This is a genomic window from Paraburkholderia terricola (assembly GCF_900142195.1).
Lineage (GTDB): Bacteria > Pseudomonadota > Gammaproteobacteria > Burkholderiales > Burkholderiaceae > Paraburkholderia > Paraburkholderia terricola.
This window is the reverse complement of the sequence record NZ_FRAB01000112.1, coordinates 1-1,170: the sequence shown is the minus strand read 5'-3', so window position 1 is coordinate 1,170 and position 1,170 is coordinate 1. Positions and strand designations below refer to the sequence as shown.

At 43.4% G+C, this 1,170-nt stretch carries 1 protein-coding gene; it reads left to right on the top strand.

All coding sequences use genetic code 11. The features are described 5' to 3' along the window. Nucleotides 1-199 precede the first annotated feature (199 nt). Nucleotides 200-1,015 (top strand): aminoglycoside O-phosphotransferase APH(3')-Ia, encoded by an 816-nt coding sequence (aph(3')-Ia, locus tag BUE39_RS33675; protein ID WP_000018329.1) that lies wholly within the window; start codon nt 200-202, stop codon nt 1,013-1,015. The last annotated feature ends 155 nt before the right edge of the window (nt 1,016-1,170 follow it).

Genomic DNA, 1,170 nt, shown 5'->3' with positions numbered 1-1,170 from the left:
GAACTTTTGCTTTGCCACGGAACGGTCTGCGTTGTCGGGAAGATGCGTGATCTGATCCTTCAACTCAGCAAAAGTTCGATTTATTCAACAAAGCCACGTTGTGTCTCAAAATCTCTGATGTTACATTGCACAAGATAAAAATATATCATCATGAACAATAAAACTGTCTGCTTACATAAACAGTAATACAAGGGGTGTTATGAGCCATATTCAACGGGAAACGTCTTGCTCGAGGCCGCGATTAAATTCCAACATGGATGCTGATTTATATGGGTATAAATGGGCTCGCGATAATGTCGGGCAATCAGGTGCGACAATCTATCGATTGTATGGGAAGCCCGATGCGCCAGAGTTGTTTCTGAAACATGGCAAAGGTAGCGTTGCCAATGATGTTACAGATGAGATGGTCAGACTAAACTGGCTGACGGAATTTATGCCTCTTCCGACCATCAAGCATTTTATCCGTACTCCTGATGATGCATGGTTACTCACCACTGCGATCCCCGGGAAAACAGCATTCCAGGTATTAGAAGAATATCCTGATTCAGGTGAAAATATTGTTGATGCGCTGGCAGTGTTCCTGCGCCGGTTGCATTCGATTCCTGTTTGTAATTGTCCTTTTAACAGCGATCGCGTATTTCGTCTCGCTCAGGCGCAATCACGAATGAATAACGGTTTGGTTGATGCGAGTGATTTTGATGACGAGCGTAATGGCTGGCCTGTTGAACAAGTCTGGAAAGAAATGCATAAGCTTTTGCCATTCTCACCGGATTCAGTCGTCACTCATGGTGATTTCTCACTTGATAACCTTATTTTTGACGAGGGGAAATTAATAGGTTGTATTGATGTTGGACGAGTCGGAATCGCAGACCGATACCAGGATCTTGCCATCCTATGGAACTGCCTCGGTGAGTTTTCTCCTTCATTACAGAAACGGCTTTTTCAAAAATATGGTATTGATAATCCTGATATGAATAAATTGCAGTTTCATTTGATGCTCGATGAGTTTTTCTAATCAGAATTGGTTAATTGGTTGTAACACTGGCAGAGCATTACGCTGACTTGACGGGACGGCGGCTTTGTTGAATAAATCGAACTTTTGCTGAGTTGAAGGATCAGATCACGCATCTTCCCGACAACGCAGACCGTTCCGTGGCAAAGCAAAAGTTC